Raw genomic sequence first — 19,554 nt, forward strand, 5'->3', positions numbered from 1 at the left:
GTTGACAGGACCCCTGATCCCGATGCCCTCGCTCTCACCGTCGCCCGACGACTTCGTCCATCTGCACGTGGCCTCCAGCGCGTCCATGCGCTACGGCGCGTCCCACCCGGACGCGCTGGTGGAGCGGGCGGTCGAGCTGGGCCAGCCGGCGCTCGCCCTGACCGACCGGGACGGGCTCTACGGCGCGGTCCGGTTCGTCCGGGCCTGCTCGGCCGCGGGGCTGACCCCGGTGCTGGGGGTCGACCTGGCCCTCGGGCAGGGAGCCGGAACCGGTGCGGGTGGGGGCGTCCTCGCCCGGCCCGGGGAGGACCGTGGTGCCGGCCCGGCCCGGATCGAGCTGGGGGCGCCGGGCCGTTCCTCCCCGGCCAAGGGCGGCAGCCTCGTGGACGACCAGCAGCCCCGGGTCGTCGTCCTGGCCCGGGGGCAGCGGGCCGGACTGGCGCCGGGCACCGGGTGGGGACGGCTGTGCCGGCTGGTCACCCAGACCCACCTGGCGGGGGAGCGGGGGGTTCCGCGCACCCGGACCGACCTCCTCGCACGGGCTGCCTCGCCCGTCGAGGGCGTCTCCCCGGTCGTCGTGCTCCTGGGTCCCGACTCCGACGTGGGGCGGGCCGTGCTCGCCCGGCGCCGCGACCTGGCCCGGGCACGGCTGCAGGCGTGGCGCCGGCTGCTGCCGCCGGGGTCGTTGCGGGTCGAGCTCGTCGTCCACGGCGGTCCTGAGGGCACCCCCGGCAGCCTCGGGCACGCCGCGCGCACCTGGGCGCTGGCCCTCGAGTGCGGCGTCCCCGCCGTGCTGACGGCGGCGGTGCGGCACGCCGTCCCCGAGCAGGCCAGGGTGGTCGACGTCCTCGACGCGGCCCGGCGGATGGTCGCCCTCGACGAGCGGCACCTGGACCGGGTCAGCACCGCCGGTCACCTCGCCAGCACCGCGACCATGCACGCCCGGGCCCGGTCCCTGGCCGAGGCCGCCGGTGGCGGTGCCGACGCCGGCGCGCTGCTGCGGGAGACCCTGGCCCTGGCGGGCGAGTGCTCCCAGGACGCCCGTTCCGACCTGGGCATCGGCTCGGTCCACCTGCCCGAGCCGCAGGTGCTCGGCGTGAGCGGCGTCGGCCAGGCCCACGAGGTCCTGACCCGTCGGTGCGCCGACGCCGTGCCCGGGCGCTACCCCGGTGCGGGCACGGCATACCTGGACCGGGTCCGCCGCCGGCTGGACGAGGAGCTGGGCGTGATCGCCGGACTGGGCTACCCCACCTACTTCCTCACCGTCGCCGCCGTGTGCGACCTCATCCGCGACAACGGGGTCAGGGTCGCGGCGCGCGGCTCGGGCGCCGGCAGCCTGGTGACCTACCTGCTGGGGATCAGCGGGGTCGACCCGATGGAGCACGGCCTGCTGATGGAGCGGTTCTGCTCCCCGCTGCGTGCGCAGCTGCCGGACATCGACGTCGACGTGGAGTCCGCCCGGCGCACCGAGATGTACGAACGCATCCTGGAGCGGTTCGGCTCCGAGCGGGTGACCTGCGTCTCGATGGCCGAGACCTACCGGGTGCGGCACGCCGTCCGCGACGTGGCCGCGACCCTGGGGATGCCCCCGGGGGAGGTCGACGTGCTGGCCAAGGCCTTCCCCCACGTGCGTGCCCGCGACGCCCGGGCCGCGGTCCGCGACCTGCCCGAGCTGCGCGCCGCCGGGCTGGACGCCCCCCGGATGCAGCTGCTGCTGGAGCTGGTGGAGTCCCTCGACGGTCTGCCCCGGCACATCGCGATGCATCCCTGCGGGGTGATCCTGTCCGACACCGGCCTGCTGGACCGCACCCCGGTGGAGGCCAGCTGGCTGGGCTTCCCGATGAGCCAGTTCGACAAGGACGACGTCGAGGAGATGGGGCTGCTCAAGCTCGACGTCCTCGGGATCCGGATGCAGTCGGCGATGGCCCACGCCGTCCAGGAGGTCGCCCGGGTCGACGAGGTCCGGGTCGACCTGAACGACCGGTCCCAGGTGCCGCTGGACGACGAGGAGACCTACGCCCTGATCCAGTCGACCCGTACCCTGGGCTGCTTCCAGATCGAGTCGCCCGGACAGCGCGAGCTGGTCGGCAAGTTCGCCCCGGAGACGTTCTCGGACATCATCATCGACATCTCCCTGTTCCGGCCGGGCCCGGTCAAGTCGGACATGATCCGGCCCTTCCTCAACGCCCGGCAGGGGTGGGGCGAGCCGGAGTACCTGCACCCCAGCCTCGTGCCCTACCTGGAGCAGACCTGCGGGGTGGTGGTCTTCCACGAGCAGGTGCTGCAGATCGTGGCCGAGACCACCGGGGTGAGCCTGGCCCAGGCCGACGAGGTGCGCCGGGCGATGGGCACCCCCCAGGGACAGGCCGAGGTCGAGCTGTGGTGGCGGGCCGCGGCGGCCGACCGGGGCTACCGGCCGGCGGACGTCGACCGGATCTGGGAGGTGCTGGCGGCGTTCGCCTCGTTCGGCTTCTGCAAGGCGCACGCGGCGGCGTTCGCGCTGCCGACCTACCAGTCGGCCTGGTTGAAGACCCACCACACGGCCGCGTTCCTGGCCGGGGTGCTCACGCACGACCCGGGCATGTACCCCAAGCGGCTCATCCTCGACGAGGCCCGCAGCATGGGGGTCCACGTCCTGGGGCTGGACGTCAACGCCTCCACCGACGTCTACCGGGTGGAGCGGGTCGGTCCCGGCGAGGGGGAGGAGGACGGCGGGGACGGGTACGGACGCCCGGACCAGGGCGACGGGCCGGGCGGGGCGGCCGACGGGTCGGGCGGCGGTGACGGGGACGGCGGTCAGGACCTGACCCGGCGCGCCGTCCTGGGCCGGCGCCCCGACCGGGTCGACCGGGTGATGTCCGCGGTGGAGCACCGGGCGCACGGCTACGGCGTCCGGCTGTCCCTGACCGACGTCAAGGGCATCAGCGAGGACGAGGTGCGCCGGATCGTCGCCGGGCAGCCCTACTCCTCGTTGTCGGACCTGTGGCAGCGGGCGCGGCCCAGCCGCCCCACCGCCGAGCGGCTGGTGATGGCCGGCGGGTTCGACGCCCTGCACCGGGTCGGCCGCCGCGCCGCGGGACGGGGTGGGCTGACCCGTCGCGACCTGCTGCTGCACGTGCGCGAGCTGGACCGGTGGAGCCGGCACGCCGACACCGCCTCGGGACGCACCCGCGCGGGCCGGCGCCGTCCGGCCCCCGTGGTCGAGGGGGAGGTGGCCGCCCGGACCCGCGCCCAGGCGGTGGGGCGTCGCGGCTGGCACGAGCAGCCCGGGCCGTCCACCCAGCTGGCCCTGGACCTGGGCGACGAACCGGAGGTGGTGGGCAGCGGGCTGCCGGAGATGACCCCGGCCGAGCAGCTGCACGCCGAGCTGGAGGTGCTCGGCCTGGACGTCAGCCAGCACGTGGTCGCCACCTACCGGCCCATGCTCGAGGCGCTGGGGGCCACCCGCTCCCGGGACCTGCTCTCCCGGCGCAACGCCGCCGAGGTGCTCCTGGCCGGGGCCAAGGTGGCCACCCAGACCCCGCCGGTGCGCTCCGCCGCCGGGTGGTCTTCCTCACCCTGGACGACGGCACCGGCCCGGCCGACGCGACCTTCTTCGAGGACGTGCAGGGTCCGTACGCGACGACGATCTTCCACTCCTGGCTGCTGCTCGTGCGCGGGGTGGTCCGCCGCACCGGGCCGCGCGGCGTCTCGGTCCGGGCGACGGGGGCGTGGGAGCTCGGGATGCTGTCCGGCGCGTGGGAGCGCGGCGGGCTCGAGGGCGTGCGGGCGGCGATGGCGGCCGTCGAGGAACAGGCCCGGGCACTGACACCGGTGCCCACCGGCGACGGCACCCGGCGGGTCCTCGTGCACGCCTCGGGGTTCCGGCAGTCGCCCTACGCCGACATCCGTCCGGCGGGCGGCCACGCCCGCAGCACCCCGGCCGCCAAGCTGTGGCACTCCAGCCCGGGGAGCTCGGGATGGTGAGGCCCGCTGCGGTGGAGGTCCTGCACGTGGACATGGACGCCTTCTACGCGGCGGTGTCCCTGCTCGACCGGCCCGAGCTGCGGGGGCGGCCCGTGGTCGTCGGAGGAGGATGGCGCAGCGTGGTGCTGTCGGCCACCTACGAGGCGCGGGCGTTCGGGGTGCGCTCGGGGATGCCGATGGCCACCGCACGCCGCCTGTGCCCAGCGGCGGCCGTGGTGCGCCCCGACCACGACCGCTACGCCCGGGTGTCGGAGGCGGTGATGGCGATCTTCGCCGAGGTCACCCCTCGGGTGGAGCCGGTGTCGATGGAGGAGGCCTTCCTCGACGTCTCCAGCACCGGCCGGCAGTGGGGCACCCCGGAGCAGATCGGCCAGTGGATCCGCGACACCGTCGCCGACGAGCAGGAGCTGACCTGCTCCGTGGGCGGCGCCCCGACCAAGACCGTGGCCAAGATGGCCTCCCGGGCGGCCAAGCCCGACGGGATGCGCCTGGTCACCCGCGGCGAGGTGGTGCCCTTCCTGCACCCCCTGCCCGTCGGGGCCCTCTGGGGGGTGGGGGAGGCGACCGAGACGGAGCTGCACCGGCTGGGGCTGCACACCGTGGGCGAGCTGGCCCACGTGCCGGTCGCCACCCTGCGCCGGGCGTTCGGGGAGCAGACCGCCCACCGGCTGCTCGACCTGGCCTGGGGGAGGGACGACGACCCCGTCACCCCCGCCCGGCGGGAGCGCAGCGTGGGGTCCTCGGAGACCTTCGCCCACGACGTCGACGACCCGGCGGTGGTCCGCCGCCAGCTGCTCCACCTGTCCGAGCGCACGGCCAGCCGGATGCGGCACGCCGCCGTCCTGGGCCGGACCGTGGTGCTCACCGTCCGGTTCTCCGACTTCACCACGATCACCCGCTCGCGCACCGTCGCCGTGCCCACCGACGTGACCAGGGACGTCCACGCCACCGCCTGCGCGCTCTACGACTCCCTGGGCCTGCAGCGGGCCCGCATCCGGATGCTGGGGGTGCGGGTCGAGGGCGTCACCGACGCCGGGACCACGCTGGTCCAGGGCCGCCTGGACGAGCCGGAGAAGGGATGGCGGGAGGCCGAGCGTGCCGTGGACCGGGCCGCAGCCCGGTTCGGACGGCACGCGGTCCGGCCCGCCAGCCTGCTCCCGGACCGGTCCCGGCAGCACCAGGAGCACCGTGCGACGACTCCCCCCGGGCGGGCGGGAACTCCCGCTAGTGATTCGCGCGTTGGCGTCATATCCTGATCCTCAACGACATGGGTGTCGGCAGCACCACCGCCGGAACCCGCCTCACCACCCACCGGAGGTCCCCGTGCCCCTCTCCGAACACGAGCAGCGCGTCCTGCAGCAGATGGAGAAGGCCCTCTACGCCGAGGATCCCCGCCTGGCCACCACGCTGAAGAGCACCGCGTCCGGACCCGGCCACGGGCTGGACCGCCGCCGCCTCGCGCTGGGCGTCCTCGTCGCCGTCGGTGGTCTCGCGCTCGTCCTGGTCGGGGTCATGTCGCAGATGATCTGGGTCGGGGCCATCGGCTTCCTGGCCATGGTGCTCGGCGGAGCCTGGGCGGCCACGCCGGGTCACCACGGACCCACCCTCACCTCCGTCGGTCCCGACGGCAGGCCGCGGGGCGGTGGTCCTCGACGCGGCGGACGTGGAGGCGACGGTGGCGGTGGTGGCGGCGGCGGTCGTGGACCCAAGGCACCTCGCGGACCCAAGGGCGGCTCGTTCATGGACCGCATGGAGCAGCAGTGGGACCGCCGCAAGGAGCAGGGCCCCTTCTGAGTCCCTCGACCACCGAGGCGACCGAGCTGGCCGCCCTGCTGCTGCGCGTCGCCGACCAGGACCAGGACGCCTTCGCCGACCTCTACGACGCCGTGGCGCCGCGGATCCACGGACTGGCCCTGCGGGTGCTGCGCAACCCCGCCATGGCCGAGGACGTCACCCAGGAGGTCCTCCTGCAGGTCTGGCGCGAGGCCGCAGCCTTCGATCCCGGTCGCGGTTCGGCGCTCGCCTGGCTGATGACGATCGCCCACCGCCGGGCCGTGGACCGGGTCCGTTCCGAGGAGGCCCAATCCGCACGGCTGCACCGCTACGAATCCCTGCACGAGACCGTGCCCTTCGACTCCACGGCCGAGGCGGGTGAGCTGCGCGTGGAGGCCACGCGCGTGCGCCGTGCCATCGACACGGTGGGGGAGCCGCACCGCACGGCCTTGATGCTCGCCTACTTCGAGGGGCTGACGCACCGCGAGGTGGCCGAGCGCACCCAGGTCCCCCTGGGGACGGCCAAGACGAGGATCCGCGACGGGCTGCGCACGTTGCGCCGGACGATGTCAGGAGGTGAGCAGGGATGAACGAGGACGGGACGGACCAGGTCCACGACCTGGCCGCGGCGTACGCCGTCGACGCCGTCGACGAGACCGAACGCGCTCGCTTCGAGGCGCACCTGGAGGGCTGCTCCGACTGCACCGCCGTGGTGCAGGAGCTGCGCGAGGCGGCCGTCGACCTGTCCGCCGGCCTCGAGGTCGCCCCTCCGGCCGCGCTCCGCCGCCGGGTGCTGGACACGGTCGCTGCCGAGACCGGCGCGAGGAAGACCGGCGCGACCGAGACCGGCCCGACCGAGACCGGCCCGACCGAGACCGGCCCGACCGAGACCGGCGAGGCCGGCGCGACCGTCGCCGAGGTCGTCCCCCTGCGGTCCGCCCGAGGATCGGCCCACCGCGACACCGACGGGTCGGTGCACGACACCACCGGCCGGTCGGCGGGCCCGGTCCGCTGGCTGGTCGCCGCCGCGGCGGCCGCGGTCCTGGTCACCGGGACGTGGGGGGTCACCCGGGTCCTGGGGGCCGACCCCGCCGAGCGGGTCGTCGCCGCCTCGGACGCGCGCGAGTACTCCGCCAGCACCGACGTCGGCCTCGTGGAGGTCGTCAGCTCGGCCGACCGCGACGCCGCCGTCCTGCGGCTGCCCTCGGACGTCGACCCGCCCCCGGAGGGCAGCGTCTACCAGGCGTGGTTCGTGGGGTCCGACGGCTCTGCCCGCTCGGCCGGGGTCCTGACGGCCGAGGTGCTGCAGGACGGGGAGGTCCTCCTGGAGGGGACGCCCCAGGGCGCCGCGGCCGTCGGCCTGTCGGTGGAGCCCACCGGCGGGTCGGACCAGCCGACCACCGAACCGTTCGTCGTCGTCCCCCTCAGCTGAACGTCGTCGTCCTCTCGGCTGAACGGGGAACGAGGAACGAGGTGGCAGGTGCTCCGCGGAGCACCTGCCACCTCGTCGTCGTCGGTCCTTCCTCGTGGGGCCGTCCAGCGGGTGGCGACCACGAGGCGGTCAGCCGCTGATCGAGACCTGGCGTGCGAAGACCACCGTGTTGTCCACGTGATGGCCGCTGGCCTCGTCGAACTCTCCTCCGCAGGTGATGACCCGCAGCTCGGGGCCGGGCGTGGTGCCGTAGACGTCCACCGTCGGGAAGGCGTCCTTGGCGAAGCGGTCGACGCGGTAGACCTCGTAGACCACCGTCCGCCCGTCCTCGCGGTCCAGCTCGACGAGGTCGCCCACGGCGGACGCGCCGAGCTCGAAGAAGACCGACGGCCGGCCATCGGGCCCGGTGACGTGCCCCTCGACGACGGTGGGGCCCACCTCGCCGGGGGTGGGGGAGCCGGAGTACCAGGCCGCCTCGTCCACGCGGTCCCCCGTGGGCACCTCGAGGGTGCCGTCGGCGGCCAGGCCCAGCGGGTGCAGGGGACTGGTGACCCCGAGGGCGGGCAGGCGCACCTCGACCGGGGGCGAGGGGTCCACCGCGGGGTATGCCGTCGCCACCGGGGCGGAGGAGGAGGCCGGGGACGTCTCGGCGGCCGTGCCCGGCGGGGTCGAGGGGTCGGGTGTCGGCGAGGAGGCGGGCGTGGGCGTCGGCGCGGGGCCGGGCGTCGGCGCGGGGCCGGTCTCCGACGAAGGGCCGGCCGCACCGGCCCGGGGTGCCGACGTCTGCGTCACGGCCGACGACGGGGCGGGCGGGTCGGGCACCTGCCCGGAGACCCCGCAGGCCACCAGGCCGAGGCCCAGCGCGGTCACCACCCCGGCCAGCGCGCCCGGGAGCGCGGGGCGACGGTCACCCCTGCGCTCCCGGTGCGGCTGCGGCATACCTCGTCAGTCCTGCGCGCGACGACGGGCCACCAGGGATCCCGCACCCACGGCCGCCAGGAGGGCGCCGGCCGCGAGGAGGCCGCCCTGCTCGGTCCCCTGGGTGCTGCCGCCACCGGTCTGCACACCGCCGGCGGGGGCCTCCATCGGGGCGACGTCCAGGGGGCCGCACAGCGCGGGGTCGGTCGCCTCGGACGGCAGGCTCGGGTCCAGGTCGGACTCCTGGTCCCCGTCGTAGGCGCCGCTTCCGTCGTGGTCGGTCCCGTGCACCACGACGACGCCGTCACCGGCGGCGATCTGGGCGGCGACCTCGTCGCTCACCTCGAACGTCCGCTCGTAGGTGTAGGTCCCCGTGGCCGGGAAGTTGGCGACGTCGAGCCCGTGGTCCGGGCCGGTCATGCCGCCCTCGGTGGTCAACGAGACGGCCACGCCGCCGTAGGAGTCGACCGCGTCCGTGGTGCGGATCGCGCCGCCGGCGCCGGTGCCCTCCATCATCGGGTCGGGGCAGCTGTTGGTGCCGCCGATGTGGATGTGCTGGGCGTGGGGGGCGCCGTCGAGCAGACCGGCGACCTCCATCGAGAGCCACACCTCGTTGCCGGTGACCTTGGCCCAGACGGTGCCGCTGCCGCCGGAGTCGTTGAGCTCGGTGAGGGTGGACATCAGCTCGGTGTGCTCGGCGGCCGCCGAGGACAGGGCCAGCGGGCCGGCGAGGAGGGCGGGCACGGCCAGGGCGGCCAGGGTGGTCGAGAGCTTCTTCATGACGGACTCCTTGGACGAGGGCCGGCGGACGGGGTTGTCCGCCGGGCGTCGCAAGGGGTTCGCCACGAGCGGCACCGCGGATTGCTGGAGGTGACCTACGTCACACCACGGTGCTCAGCGGACGACGAGGACGGTGACCGCCCAGACGGCGATGATGAGGAAGGCCGTGGCCAGCTCGATGAGGATGTTGGTCCCCACCGCCCGCAGCGCGTGCCGGGTCGCCCGCCAGGCCTCGACCCGGTCGCGCGTGCGCACCAGCGAGATGAGGAAGATGCCCACCGGGAACCCCACGAACAGTCCCACGACCGGGATGAGGAACGCGCCGACGATCGCGGCGACCACGCCGGCCACCAGGGTGCTGGTGCCCACGCCGGCACGGCGCATCCGCTGCCCGGGGACGAGCCACTGCAGGGCCGTCCCCAGCAGGAACAGCGTCAGGGTGATGCCCAGGACGACCCAGCCGCTCGTGCTGGGGGACTCCAGCGCCCAGATCAGCACGGCGACGACCACGAGCAGCAGCCCCGGGAGGACCGGCACGACGATGCCCACCACGCCGACGGCCATGAGCAGGGCGAGCACGATCTCCAGGGCGGTCATGGTCGGCCAGTCTGCCAGCCCCGGGAGGCCGTGGACGCGACGCAGAACCGCCCGCGCACGCTCGGGGCGTGCGCGGGCGGTTCCGCTGCGGTCGGTCGACCGCGGCCGTCGTCAGAGGGCCGGGCTCCGGCTCTCCTCGGCGTGGAGACGGTGGGTCTCGTCGAGGATGTCGACGTCCTGCAGGTGGCGCAGCTTGTCGAGGTGCTCCCGGCCGTGGTGGGCGCAGAAGTGCAGCTCGAGGCCGTCTCCCAGCCGGGCGCGGACGTAGGCCTGCGCACCACAACGGTCGCAGCGGTCGTAAGCGGTCAGCTCGGGGGTCAGCGTGGCGTTCACGTCGGTCTCCTCTCCTGGCCCCAGGGTGGTCGGTCCCCTCCTGGTGCCATCCAGTCAAGCACGACAACGTCACGGCACCGGGACTTTGTGCCGCGGGCGGGGGGTGTTTCGCTGAGCGCGTAGCCGGGAATGCCGTGCGGGACCTCAGACCAGGAGCTCGGCCAGCACCCGCGGAACCTGGAGGGACAGCTCGCGGGCCAGGTACCCGGTGGGGCCCAGGGCCGAGGCCAGCCGGTCGCCCGCACTGCCGTGCAGGTGCGAGCCCCACACCGCCGCCTGGCAGGGGTCGGCACCCCGGGCGCACAGCCCGGTCACCACGCCGGCCTTGACGTCGCCGGACCCCGCCGTCCCCAGGCCGGGCCCGCCGACCGACCCGCGCCAGGAACGTCCGTCGGGGTGCGCCGTCCAGGTCACCGCGCCGCCGGAGGAGACGCAGGCACCGGTCCGGGACGCCAGCCGGAGGGCGGCCTCGCGCGGGTCGTCGGCGACCTTGCCCGGGTCCCACCCCAGCGTGGTCGCCAGCTCGCCGACGTTGGGGGTCAGGACCGACCGGCCGGCCAGGTGCTCCAGGCACCGGTGGTCCTCGGTGACCGCCGCCAGCGCCAGGGCGTCCACGAGGCAGACCGTGTCCAGCTCCGGGAGCACGCGGGCGGCGAGGTCGCGGGCTCCGGGGAGCGACCCCATACCCGGACCCAGCAGCACCGCCTGGCACTCCGCCGCGAGCTCCAGGACGACGTCGGCGGCCTGCGGCGTGAGCTCCCCGTCCTCGTCCTCGGGCACGCCGCGCACCCAGGTCTCCGGCAGGGCGACCGCCAGCTGCCTCGACACCGAGGCGACCGTGACCACCTGCACCTTCCCGGCGCCGGCCCGCAGGGCGGCCTCGGCCGCGAGGGCCGCGCCGCCCGGGTTGGCCCGGCTGCCGCCGACGACCAGCACCCGGCCGCGGGACTCCTTGTCGTCCTGCAGGTCCGGCAGCGGCCACTCGCGCAGCAGGTGGGGGGTGACGACCTCCGGCGCCGGCCGGCTCATCCCTCCTCGTCCTCGTCCTCGGTGCCGTGGGAGGGCTCGTGGGTGACGTCGCCGCCGGCCCGGTCGACCGCCGTGGTGTCGCCGTAGAACACCAGCTCCAGGCCCTGGGGACCCGGTCGGTAGGAGGTCAGCGAGCAGTTGGCCAGGGGGCTGCGCTTGGCGGCCGTGAGCACCTCGGCCTCGTCCAGGCCCTCGATCGCCACCGGAAGGACATGATCGTGGCCTGGTGGGAGAAGAGCCACAGCCGCTCGCCGGCGTAGCGCTCCTGCATCTCCAGAAGCACCTGCCGCACCCGCAGCACGACGTCGCACCAGCTCTCCCCGCCCGGTGGCCGGTAGTAGTACTTGCCCACCCGCTGGCGCCGCCGCGACTCCCGGGGGAACTCCTTCTCGATGCCGATCCAGGTCAGCCCGTCGAAGGCGCCCAGGTCGCGCTCGCGGACCCGTTCGTCGACGACGAGCGGCACGTCCAGCCCCGCCACCGCGATCTCCGCGGTGCCGCGGGCGCGGCGGTAGGGGGAGGTGACCACCGCGGTCGGGCGCTCCTCCGGCGGCAGGGAGCGCAGGTGCTCGTGGACCGCCCGGGCCTGCTCGCGCCCGGTGGCGGACAGCTCCACGTCCGCGTCGCGCACGTCCAGCGACAGCGTCTCGCGGCCGGCCTCCAGCGCCTCGCGGTCGGCGACGTTCCCCTCGGACTCGCCGTGCCGCACCAGGACCAGCTCGGCCACCCCCCGGTCCGGGGAGGCGCTCTCCATGCTCCGTGTCTGCGGGCTCATGGCGCGAGCGTAGACATCCCCGCCCGGTCGCGCCTGCCCAGGCTCGTCGGACCCCGCGGCTAGGCTGCGCACGACCCGTCCGGCGGAAAGGAGACCCCACCCGTGGCGCAGGACTACTCGGCCCGGCACCTGCAGGTCCTCGAGGGGTTGGAGGCCGTCCGCAAGCGGCCGGGCATGTACATCGGCTCCACCGACTCCCGGGGCCTGATGCACTGCCTGTGGGAGATCATCGACAACTCCGTCGACGAGGCGCTCGGCGGCCACGGCGACCGGATCGAGGTCGTCCTGCACGCCGACGGCTCGGTCGAGGTGCGCGACGACGCCCGCGGGATCCCGGTCGACATCGAACCACGGACCGGACTCTCGGGCGTGGAGGTCGTCTTCACCAAGCTGCACGCCGGCGGCAAGTTCGGCGGGGGCTCCTACGCCGCCTCCGGCGGCCTGCACGGCGTGGGCGCCTCGGTCGTCAACGCCCTGTCCTCCCGGCTGGACGTGGAGGTCGACCGCAAGGGCAAGACCTACGTGATGAGCTTCCGGCGCGGGGAGCCGGGGGTCTTCGACGACCACGGCGGGCAGAAGTCCCCGGACGCGCCCTTCACCCCGTTCGAGCGCAGCAGCGAGCTCACGGTCGCCGGCAAGGTCAGGGCCGGTCGCAGCGGCACCAGGGTGCGCTACTGGGCCGACCCGCAGATCTTCGTCAAGGACGCCGCCTTCAGCTACGACGAGCTCGTCTCGCGGGCCCGGCAGACGGCCTTCCTCGTCCCCGGGCTGACCATGGTCGTCCGCGACGAGCGCGGCCTGCCGGGCACGGCGGGGGAGGAGGGCCCCTACGAGGAGGTCTTCGCCTACTCGGGGGGGATCACCGAGTATGCCGAGTACCTCGCCCCCGACTCCGCCGTCACCGACGTGTGGCGGCTGCAGGGCTCGGGCAGCTTCACCGAGACCGTCCCGGTCCTGGACGACCGGGGCCACATGGTCTCCACGGCCGTGGACCGCGAGTGCGAGGTGGACGTGGCGGTGCGCTGGGGGACCGGGTATGAGACCACGACCCGCAGCTTCGTCAACATCATCGCCACGCCCAAGGGCGGGACCCACGTCGCCGGCTTCGACCAGGCCCTGATGAAGGTCTTCCGCAAGCAGCTGGAGGTCAACGCCCGGCGGCTGAAGGTGGGCAACGACAAGGTCGACAAGGACGACATCACCGCCGGGCTCACCGCGGTCGTCACCGTCCGCCTGGCCGAGCCCCAGTTCGAGGGGCAGACCAAGGAGGTCCTGGGCACCAGCGCGGTCCGGGCGATCGTCGCCCGGGTCGTGGAGCAGGGGCTGAGCGAGCGGCTCACCTCCACCCACCGGGGGGACAAGGCCCAGGCCAGCCTCCTGCTGGACAAGGTCGTGGCCGAGATGAAGTCGCGGATCTCGGCGCGGCTGCACAAGGAGACCCAGCGGCGCAAGAACGCGCTGGAGTCCTCCTCGCTGCCGGCCAAGCTGGCCGACTGCCGGACCAACGAGACCGAGCGCAGCGAGCTGTTCATCGTCGAGGGGGACAGCGCGCTGGGAACGGCCAAGCTGGCCCGCTCCAGCGACCACCAGGCGCTGCTGCCGATCCGCGGCAAGATCCTCAACGTCCAGAAGGCCTCGGTCTCGGACATGCTCTCCAACGCCGAGTGCGCCGCGATCATCCAGGTGATCGGGGCCGGCTCGGGCCGGTCGTTCGACCTGGAGATGGCCCGCTACGGCAAGGTCATCATCATGACCGACGCCGACGTCGACGGCGCCCACATCCGCACCCTGCTGCTGACGCTCTTCTTCCGCTACATGCGGCCGCTCGTCGAGGCCGGCCGCGTCTACGCGGCCATGCCGCCGCTGCACCGCATCGAGGTCGCGGGCGGGCGCGGCCGGGCGGGCAAGGAGTACATCTACACCTACACCGAGCCGGAGATGCGCCGCACCGTCGCCGCGCTGCAGAAGAAGGGCCGCACCGTCAAGCAGCCGATGCAGCGCTACAAGGGGCTGGGCGAGATGGACGCCGATCAGCTGGCCGAGACCACGATGGACCCGCGGTACCGGACGCTGCGCCGGATCACCCTGGCCGACGCGGCCCGCGCCGACGGGGTCTTCGACCTGCTCATGGGCAGCAACGTCGCGCCGCGCAAGGACTTCATCATCGGCTCCGCGGACCAGCTCGACCGGGAGCGGATCGACGCCTGAGAGGGAGCGGACGGCCCCCTGGACGGGGTGCTGCGTCACGCCCCGGTCGGGACGGGGGTCGCCGGTCCGCTAGACTGGTGCGTCCGCCGACTCCTGACGAGTGCGGCAGTTCAGACCCTGAGGGCGATCCGACCCCGGGGGACGCAGGGCGCCACGTGGGCGCCTGGAGGTTGGTCCGGTCGCGCCAGAAGGGCGTCGAGGCGAGCACCTTCCTCGACGATCCGACGAAAGCAGTGAGCCCTCATGGCCAAACCCGTCCGTACCGGTGCCTCCGGAGGCAAGAAGCCCCGACACACCGCCGCCCAGAAGCAGGCGGCCCGCGTCGCCCGCGAGAAGCAGGCCCGCGCCCAGCTCAAGGGCCGGCGTGACCGCCCCGCCGGCGACCGCCCCGACCGTGGTGGCGAGGCCGGGCAGCGCTCCGGCGGCTACCCCCGCCGCGACGCGTCCGAGCGCCGCGACGACCGCGGCGGCTACCCCCGCCGCGACGACCACAAGGGCGGCTACCCCCGCCGGGAGGACCGCGAGGGTGGCGGCTACCGGGGGCGTGACGACCGACCGGGTGGTCAGTCCGGCGGCTACCGGGGTCGGGACGACCGCCAGGGTGGTCAGTCCGGCGGCTACCGTGGTCGGGACGACCGACCGGGTGGCTACCAGTCGCGTGAGGGTGGGGCCCGCGAGGGCGGCTACCGGGGCCGGGACGACCGTCAGGGTGGTCAGTCCGGCGGCTACCGTGGTCGGGACGACCGACCGGGTGGCTACCAGTCGCCTGAGGGTGGGGCCCGCGACGGCGGCTACCCCCGCCGGGACGACCGCCAGGGTGGCGGCTACCGCGGTCGGGACGACCGTCAGGGCGGCTCCCCGTCCCGTGGCGCTGCCCCGGACGGCGGCTTCCGGTCCCGGCCCCGCTGGGCCGACGAGGAGCGCACCGACCGCCGGGACGAGCGTCGTGAGCGGGACGCCCGCGAGGAGCGTCGCAGCCCGCGCGAGCACACCTGGCGCGCCCACCGGGAGGAGCGCGAGGGCCGCAGCGCCGAGCGCGGCCGGCACGAGGGTCGCGGCTGGGACGAGAACCGTCGGCGGGACGACCGGGGCTGGCAGGACCGTCGCCGCGACGCCGCCCCCGTCGAGGAGCACCACGGCGAGGACGACCGCGAGGCCGCCGAGGCGGCATACCAGGAGCACCTGGCCGCCAGCGCCGGCAAGCAGGTCGAGGCCGAGGTGACCGAGGACAACGGCTTCGCCGGCCTCGGGCTGGACGAGAAGCTCGTCACCGCGCTGGCGCGCACCGGCATCACCACCCCCTTCCCGATCCAGACCGCGACCATCCCGGACGCGCTGGCCGGCAAGGACCTGCTCGGCCGCGGCCAGACCGGCTCGGGCAAGACGATGGCCTTCGGCCTGCCGATGCTGCACCGCCTGATCGAGCGTCCCCGGGCCGTCCCGCACCGCCCCCGCGCGGTCATCATGACCCCGACCCGCGAGCTGGCGATGCAGATCGTCGACGCGCTCGCCCCGCTCATGCGGGCGGTCGACAAGCGCTTCCTGCTCGTCGCCGGCGGCATGTCCTACACCCCCCAGCTCGCGGCCCTGGACCGTGGGGTCGACGTCCTCGTCGCCACCCCCGGCCGGCTCATCGACCTCATCGAGCGGTCCGCGGCCGACCTGTCGGAGGTCGAGCTGATCGTTCTCGACGAGGCCGACCACATGGCCGAGATGGGCTTCGTCGAGGCCATCCGCCAGATCCTGGACCTCACGCCGTCCGACGGTCAGCGGCTGCTGTTCTCCGCGACCCTGGACCACGGCGTGGACCAGGTGGCCAAGACCTACCTGAAGGACCCGGTGACCCACTCCACCAACGACGTCGCGGCGAGCGTGACGACGATGGAGCACCACCTCTTCCTGGTGCACCCGCACCACAAGCGGCCGATCACCGCGGCCATCGCCAACCGCCCCGGGCGCACGATCGTCTTCTGCCGCACCAAGCTCGGCGCCGACCGGGTCGCGCTGCAGCTGCGCGAGTCGGGCGTCTTCGCCGCGGCGCTGCACGGCGGGCTCAACCAGGCCCAGCGCACCCGGGTGCTCGACGCCTTCAAGGGCGGCACCCTGCCGGTCCTCGTCGCGACCGACGTCGCCGCGCGCGGCATCCACGTCGACGACGTCTCGCTGGTGCTCCAGGTGGACCCGCCGGCCGACCACAAGGACTACCTGCACCGCTCCGGCCGCACCGCCCGCGCCGGTGACGAGGGTGTCGTGGTCACCCTGGCGCTGCCCCACCAGAAGCGCCAGGTCGGCCGGCTGCTGGACGCCGCCGGCGTGCAGACCGACCCGCTGACGGTCGCCCCGGAGGACACCGCGGTCATCGAGACCGCCGGCGGCCGGGTCGCCGAGGGCGAGCCGATCCCCCAGTCGGCCCTCGACGCGGTCCTGCGGCCCCGCCGTCCCGCCGGCCGGGGCGGTCGCCCCGCCGGGCGCGGAGGGTATGGCGCACGCGGCGGCGGCCAGGGCGCTCGCGGCGGCGGCTACAAGAGCGGAGGTCGCGGCCGCGACGGTGGCGACCGCGCCGGAGGCCGTCCCCGTCGGGACCCCGACGCGCCGAAGAGCGACGGGCGTCGGGACTGGTCCCCGCGCTGACCCGCGGGACCTGCCGAGGCACCGCCCGAGGCAACCCCTCGGCCCGGCCGCGCACCCCTGGCGGGGACACGCGCGGCCGGGCCGAGGGCATACCTATGCATTCCCAGGCATAAGATGACGCGCGGTCGCCGCGCACGGGTCCCCTGCCCGGGCGGTGGCCGTCCGACCGACCGAACCGGAGGCTCCATGTCCGACTCCATCGACCCCGCCCTGCAGCACGCCTACCGCGAGGTGCTGCGCCGCAACCCCGGGGAGCACGAGTTCCACCAGGCCGTCGAGGAGGTCCTCGGCTCGCTCGGGCCGGTGGTCAAGCGCCACCCCCACTACCTGGCCGAGCGGGTCATCGAGCGGCTGTGCGAGCCGGAGCGGCAGATCATCTTCCGGGTGCCGTGGACCGACGACGTGGGCCAGGTCCAGATCAACCGCGGCTTCCGCGTGGAGTACTCCTCGGTGCTGGGCCCCTACAAGGGCGGCCTGCGCTTCCACCCCAGCGTGCTGCTGGGCACGGTGAAGTTCCTCGGGTTCGAGCAGATCTTCAAGAACGCGCTCACCGGGCTGCCGATCGGCGGCGGCAAGGGAGGCTCCGACTTCGACCCCAAGGGCAAGTCGGACACCGAGATCATGCGCTTCTGCCAGTCGTTCATGACCGAGCTGTACCGCCACCTGGGGGAGTACACCGACGTCCCCGCCGGCGACATCGGCGTGGGCACCCGTGAGATCGGCTACCTCTTCGGCCAGTACAAGCGGATCACCAACCGCTACGAGGGCGGCGTGCTCACCGGCAAGGGGCTGGCCTGGGGCGGGTCGCAGGCGCGCACCGAGGCCACCGGCTACGGCACGGTCTACTTCGCCCAGGAGATGGCCCGGCACGCGGGGCTGGGCTTCGAGGGCAACGACGTCGTCGTCTCCGGGTCCGGGAACGTGGCGATCTACGCGATCGAGAAGACCCACGAGCTGGGCGGCCGGGTGCTGGCCTGCTCCGACTCCTCCGGCTACGTCGTCGACGAGCAGGGGATCGACCTGGAGCTGCTCAAGGACGTCAAGGAGTCGCGCCGGGACCGGATCTCGGTCTACGCCGACGAGCGCTCCAGCGCCCGCTTCGTCGAGGGCGGGCGGGTCTGGGACGTCCCCTGCCACGTCGCGCTGCCCTGCGCCACCCAGAACGAGCTCGACGAGGACGCCGCCCGGGTGCTCGCGCAGAACGGCACCGAGATCGTCGCCGAGGGCGCCAACATGCCGTGCACCCCCGGTGCCGTCCGGGTGCTCGCCGAGGCCGGTGTCCTCTTCGGGCCGGGCAAGGCCGTCAACGCCGGCGGCGTGGCGACCTCTGCGCTGGAGATGCAGCAGAACGCCTCGCGCGACTCCTGGACCTTCGAGCACACCGAGCAGCGGCTGGCCGAGATCATGCGGCGCATCCACGAGCGGGTCGTCACCACCGCCGAGGACTACGACCGACCGGGCGACTACGTCTTCGGGGCCAACGCCGCCGGGTTCACCCAGGTGGCGAACGCCATGCTCGCCATGGGCGTCATCTGAGGTGACGGTGAGCACCAGCCACGACGTCGTCGTCGTCGGCGGGGGCCACAACGGCCTCACCGCCGCCGCCTACCTGGCCCGGGCGGGCCGGTCCGTGCTGCTCCTGGAACGGCAGGAGGCCCTGGGCGGGGCCACCGTCTCGGCCGAGGCGTTCGAGGGCGTCGGGGCGCGGCTCTCGCGCTACAGCTACCTCGTCAGCCTGATGCCGCGGCAGATCGTCGACGACCTCGGCCTGTCGCTGCGGCTGTCCCGCCGGCGCTACTCCTCCTACACCCCGGTGCCCGGCGGCGACACGGGGCTGCTCGTCGACAACGGTGACCCGGCCGCGACGGCGGCCTCCTTCGCGGCGGTCGGGGCGGCGGAGGACGCCGCCCGCTGGGACGCCTTCTACGAGCGGGTCGGGCGGCTGGCGCGGGCGGTCTGGCCCACGATGACCGGGCCGCTCCCGCGGGCGGCCGAGCTGGCCGGGCTGGTGGGCGACCCCGGCCTGGTCCGCGACTTCCTGCAGCGGCCGCTCGGCGAGGTCGTGGAGTCCAGCTTCACCGACGACCTCGTCGCGGCGTGGTGCTCACCGACGGGCTCATCTCCACCTACGCCTCGGCCCACGAGACCGACCTGCGGCACAACGTGTGCTTCCTCTACCACGTGGTCGGCGGCGGGACGGGGGACTGGGACGTGCCGGTGGGCGGCATGGGCCAGGTCTCCGGCGAGCTGGAGCGGGCGGCCCGCCGGGCGGGGGCCGAGCTGCGCACGGGCGCCACCGTGACCGGGGTCGACGACGGCGCTGTCAGCTGGGTCGACGCCGAGGGGCACGAGCACCGGGCGACCGCCGGTCGCATCCTGTGGGCCGCGGCCCCGGCCGTCCTGGCGGACCTGCTCGGCACCCCGCACGAGCGGGTCGAGGGGGCGCAGGTCAAGGTCAACCTGCTCCTGTCCCGGCTGCCGCGCCTGCGCGACACCTCGGTGGACCCGGTCGCCGCCTTCGGCGGGACCTTCCACATCAACGAGACCTACCCGCAGCTGGAGGAGGCGTATGCCGCGGCGCTGGCCGGGCGGGTGCCGGACCCGGTGCCCGCGGAGATCTACTGCCACTCCCTGACGGACCCCTCGATCCTCTCCCCGGAGCTGCGGGCCTCCGGGGCGCACACCCTCACGGTGTTCACCCTGCAGACGCCCGACCGGCTGCTGGACGACGGGCAGGTGACCCGCGACCAGCTGGAGCGGGCCACCCTGGAGTCCCTGTCCTCGGTGCTGGCCGAGCCGATCGAGGACGTCGTCCTGCGCGACCGGGACGGGCGGCCCTGCGTGGAGACGAAGACCACCCGCGACCTGCAGGACACCCTGGCCATGCCCGGCGGCAACATCTTCCACGCGCCGCTGACCTGGCCGTGGGTCGAGGACGACGCCCCCCTGGACACGCCCGCGCGCCGGTGGGGCGTGGAAACGCCATACCCCGGGGTGCTGCTCGCCGGGGCCGGCTCGCGCCGCGGCGGCGGTGTGAGCGGGCTCGGCGGCTATCACGCGGCCCGGGCCGTCCTGGAGGACTGACCGTCCTGGAGGACCGACCCGGGCCGGC

General features: G+C 74.6%; 16 protein-coding genes and 1 pseudogene. 10 read left to right on the top strand and 7 right to left on the bottom strand.

The annotated features are described in order from the left end of the window. The first annotated feature begins 22 nt into the window (after window positions 1–22). The 6 genes from ACQ95T_RS07095 (at window position 23) to ACQ95T_RS07120 (ending at window position 7,171) form a co-directional block, all read left to right on the top strand. Complete coding sequence (locus ACQ95T_RS07095) at window positions 23–3,808, top strand: DNA polymerase III subunit alpha (RefSeq protein WP_431473696.1); 3,786 nt, start codon at window positions 23–25, stop codon at window positions 3,806–3,808. Between the two features lie 5 nt (window positions 3,809–3,813). Continuing rightward, the gene (locus tag ACQ95T_RS07100) at window positions 3,814–3,966 is read left to right on the top strand and encodes a hypothetical protein (RefSeq protein WP_431473697.1); all 153 of its coding nucleotides are present in this window, start codon (window positions 3,814–3,816) and stop codon (window positions 3,964–3,966) included. Continuing rightward, the gene (gene dinB, locus ACQ95T_RS07105) at window positions 3,960–5,222 is read left to right on the top strand and encodes a DNA polymerase IV (RefSeq protein WP_425940585.1); all 1,263 of its coding nucleotides are present in this window, start codon (window positions 3,960–3,962) and stop codon (window positions 5,220–5,222) included. Before ACQ95T_RS07100 ends, dinB begins: the two co-directional genes overlap by 7 nt. Window positions 5,223–5,289: 67 nt before the next feature. After that, a complete protein-coding gene (locus ACQ95T_RS07110; RefSeq protein ID WP_425940587.1) occupies window positions 5,290–5,760 on the top strand; it encodes a DUF3040 domain-containing protein in 471 nt (156 codons plus the stop codon). Continuing rightward, a complete protein-coding gene (gene sigK, locus ACQ95T_RS07115) occupies window positions 5,727–6,329 on the top strand; it encodes an ECF RNA polymerase sigma factor SigK (protein WP_425940589.1) in 603 nt (200 codons plus the stop codon). The genes ACQ95T_RS07110 and sigK overlap by 34 nt, the downstream gene beginning before the upstream one ends. Continuing rightward, window positions 6,326–7,171, top strand: coding sequence for an anti-sigma factor domain-containing protein (locus tag ACQ95T_RS07120; RefSeq protein ID WP_425940591.1), 846 nt, complete (start codon window positions 6,326–6,328; stop codon window positions 7,169–7,171). Before sigK ends, ACQ95T_RS07120 begins: the two co-directional genes overlap by 4 nt. A gap of 129 nt (window positions 7,172–7,300) precedes the next feature. On the opposite strand, the gene ACQ95T_RS07125 is transcribed toward ACQ95T_RS07120, so the two are convergent. The 7 genes from ACQ95T_RS07125 to ACQ95T_RS07155 all read right to left on the bottom strand — a co-directional run bounded on the left by ACQ95T_RS07125 (window position 7,301) and on the right by ACQ95T_RS07155 (window position 11,603). Next, window positions 7,301–8,110, bottom strand: coding sequence for a class F sortase (locus ACQ95T_RS07125; RefSeq protein WP_425940592.1), 810 nt, complete (start codon window positions 8,108–8,110; stop codon window positions 7,301–7,303). Window positions 8,111–8,116: 6 nt separating this feature from the next. Beyond that, a complete protein-coding gene (locus tag ACQ95T_RS07130; RefSeq protein WP_425940594.1) occupies window positions 8,117–8,869 on the bottom strand; it encodes a CHRD domain-containing protein in 753 nt (250 codons plus the stop codon). Between the two features lie 114 nt (window positions 8,870–8,983). After that, entirely contained in the window at window positions 8,984–9,466 is a 483-nt protein-coding gene (locus ACQ95T_RS07135) for a DUF456 domain-containing protein (RefSeq protein WP_425940595.1), read from the bottom strand. 111 nt (window positions 9,467–9,577) lie between these two features. Next, window positions 9,578–9,799 (bottom strand): DUF7455 domain-containing protein, encoded by a 222-nt coding sequence (locus ACQ95T_RS07140; protein ID WP_425940597.1) that lies wholly within the window; start codon window positions 9,797–9,799, stop codon window positions 9,578–9,580. A gap of 144 nt (window positions 9,800–9,943) precedes the next feature. Then, window positions 9,944–10,828 (bottom strand): NAD(P)H-hydrate dehydratase, encoded by an 885-nt coding sequence (locus ACQ95T_RS07145; RefSeq protein ID WP_425940599.1) that lies wholly within the window; start codon window positions 10,826–10,828, stop codon window positions 9,944–9,946. After that, window positions 10,825–11,031 carry a hypothetical protein gene (locus tag ACQ95T_RS07150; RefSeq protein ID WP_431473698.1) on the bottom strand — a complete coding sequence of 69 codons (207 nt, stop codon included), beginning with the start codon at window positions 11,029–11,031 and terminating at the stop codon, window positions 10,825–10,827. The genes ACQ95T_RS07145 and ACQ95T_RS07150 overlap by 4 nt, the downstream gene beginning before the upstream one ends. After that, on the bottom strand, window positions 10,956–11,603 hold the full coding sequence (locus ACQ95T_RS07155) for a histidine phosphatase family protein (RefSeq protein WP_431473699.1): 648 nt from the start codon (window positions 11,601–11,603) through the stop codon (window positions 10,956–10,958). The genes ACQ95T_RS07150 and ACQ95T_RS07155 overlap by 76 nt, the downstream gene beginning before the upstream one ends. A 102-nt stretch (window positions 11,604–11,705) precedes the next feature. Between ACQ95T_RS07155 and ACQ95T_RS07160 the strand changes: the two genes are divergently transcribed. The 4 genes and pseudogenes from ACQ95T_RS07160 (at window position 11,706) to ACQ95T_RS07175 (ending at window position 19,526) form a co-directional block, all read left to right on the top strand. Beyond that, a complete protein-coding gene (locus ACQ95T_RS07160) occupies window positions 11,706–13,811 on the top strand; it encodes a DNA gyrase/topoisomerase IV subunit B (protein ID WP_425940602.1) in 2,106 nt (701 codons plus the stop codon). 243 nt (window positions 13,812–14,054) lie between these two features. After that, the gene (locus ACQ95T_RS07165) at window positions 14,055–16,442 is read left to right on the top strand and encodes a DEAD/DEAH box helicase (RefSeq protein ID WP_425940604.1); all 2,388 of its coding nucleotides are present in this window, start codon (window positions 14,055–14,057) and stop codon (window positions 16,440–16,442) included. A gap of 186 nt (window positions 16,443–16,628) precedes the next feature. Then, window positions 16,629–17,978, top strand: a complete 1,350-nt coding sequence (gene gdhA, locus ACQ95T_RS07170) for an NADP-specific glutamate dehydrogenase (protein WP_425940606.1) — start codon at window positions 16,629–16,631, stop codon at window positions 17,976–17,978. A gap of 7 nt (window positions 17,979–17,985) precedes the next feature. Further along, a pseudogene (locus tag ACQ95T_RS07175) lies at window positions 17,986–19,526 on the top strand (phytoene desaturase family protein). The last annotated feature ends 28 nt before the right edge of the window (window positions 19,527–19,554 follow it).

The organism is Ornithinimicrobium carbonis (assembly GCF_050703245.1).
Taxonomy (GTDB): Bacteria; Actinomycetota; Actinomycetes; order Actinomycetales; family Dermatophilaceae; genus Ornithinicoccus.

Excerpts from the sequence above, each read along its gene's own strand:
- ACQ95T_RS07095 (WP_431473696.1), top strand. The coding sequence starts at position 23 with ATGCCCTCGCTCTCACCGTCGCCCGACGACTTCGTCCATCTGCACGTG.
- dinB (WP_425940585.1), top strand. The coding sequence starts at position 3,960 with ATGGTGAGGCCCGCTGCGGTGGAGGTCCTGCACGTGGACATGGACGCC.
- ACQ95T_RS07120 (WP_425940591.1), top strand. The coding sequence starts at position 6,326 with ATGAACGAGGACGGGACGGACCAGGTCCACGACCTGGCCGCGGCGTAC.
- ACQ95T_RS07125 (WP_425940592.1), bottom strand. The coding sequence starts at position 8,110 with ATGCCGCAGCCGCACCGGGAGCGCAGGGGTGACCGTCGCCCCGCGCTC.
- ACQ95T_RS07130 (WP_425940594.1), bottom strand. The coding sequence starts at position 8,869 with ATGAAGAAGCTCTCGACCACCCTGGCCGCCCTGGCCGTGCCCGCCCTC.
- ACQ95T_RS07135 (WP_425940595.1), bottom strand. The coding sequence starts at position 9,466 with ATGACCGCCCTGGAGATCGTGCTCGCCCTGCTCATGGCCGTCGGCGTG.
- ACQ95T_RS07145 (WP_425940599.1), bottom strand. The coding sequence starts at position 10,828 with ATGAGCCGGCCGGCGCCGGAGGTCGTCACCCCCCACCTGCTGCGCGAG.
- ACQ95T_RS07155 (WP_431473699.1), bottom strand. The coding sequence starts at position 11,603 with ATGAGCCCGCAGACACGGAGCATGGAGAGCGCCTCCCCGGACCGGGGG.
- ACQ95T_RS07165 (WP_425940604.1), top strand. The coding sequence starts at position 14,055 with ATGGCCAAACCCGTCCGTACCGGTGCCTCCGGAGGCAAGAAGCCCCGA.
- gdhA (WP_425940606.1), top strand. The coding sequence starts at position 16,629 with ATGTCCGACTCCATCGACCCCGCCCTGCAGCACGCCTACCGCGAGGTG.